We start from the raw sequence: 1,058 nt of genomic DNA on the forward strand, positions 1-1,058 counted from the left end.
TCAATGTTTCGGTTCCCAGTAATTCCCGTGTTGCTGGGACTCCTTGCAAGGCTATTCTTAGTAAGAATACAAATGAGTCATTATGAAATTCAGTCTATTTTTATGTGCTCTTTGTTTACCAAGCCATTTTGTCCCTCTTAGGAATTAAATTTCATGTTATACCGAGCTGATATAGACGGCTTGAGAGCCTTGTCTGTACTTCTAGTTATTTTCTATCACGCGGATATGACACTTTTCTCTGGCGGTTTTGTTGGCGTCGATGTTTTCTTTGTTATTAGTGGTTTCTTGATAACTACTTTTGTATATGAAGAAGTTAAGAGTGGTAAATTTACCTATATTGGTTTTTACAAACGCCGCATAGCTAGACTGTTTCCTGCAGTGATAGTTTGATTATAATAGGGCCTCATCTTGAAGTTGGGGGAACCGGGAGTCTATCACCGACTATTTTCCTTGATAAAGACGAGTACAAGGAAAGCCTAAAGTTGTTAGTTTTGTTGAATAATGAGTATTTGAAGGCAGCAAATGAATATTTTAAATTGGAGTTTAGTAAAGGCGACGTACCAGTCATCTATCCGACTAAAATATGGAGTAGTAACGGAGGTATAACTCTGCATGATAGCAACTGGTCGTTTTTCAAAGATGCACATCACGTATCAAGAAGCAGTACCAACTATATTACGGCACGCTTGAGGCGAGAATTAGGTGTAATGCCCGCGCAGAATAGTCAATAATATGTAGTATTTATTTTGAGTCGAATAGCGAACTTAGGTTCTATTTACATGAGTAACTTAATATCAATCATGCCATGAAATAGTGGTTGATAGAACAGAATATTGATTGATCAAACTGTTTTAAAAACTTTCTAGCACCGCAGTAGTTTTGGCAGTTAGGAAGTTAACGTCGAAATTTATATACAATCAAGGAATGTTATCTTGAAATACCGTCCCGAAATAGATGGCTTACGAGCGCTTGCAGTTGTCCCCGTTATATTTTTTCACGCAGGATTTTCATTATTTAGCGGTGGGTTTGTTGGTGTAGATGTTTTCTTTGTTATTAGT

2 protein-coding genes are annotated in these 1,058 nt (G+C 37.1%); both read left to right on the forward strand.

Features of this window, described 5'->3' with window-relative positions:
- The first annotated feature begins 153 nt into the window (after nucleotides 1–153).
- Entirely contained in the window at nucleotides 154–390 is a 237-nt protein-coding gene (locus A3735_RS25275) for an acyltransferase (RefSeq protein WP_068553747.1), read from the forward strand.
- On the forward strand, nucleotides 387–731 hold the full coding sequence (locus A3735_RS25280; protein ID WP_068553748.1) for a hypothetical protein: 345 nt from the start codon (nucleotides 387–389) through the stop codon (nucleotides 729–731). The genes A3735_RS25275 and A3735_RS25280 overlap by 4 nt, the downstream gene beginning before the upstream one ends.
- Nucleotides 732–1,058 lie beyond the last annotated feature (327 nt).

The sequence above is a fragment of the Oleiphilus sp. HI0061 genome (assembly GCF_001635675.1).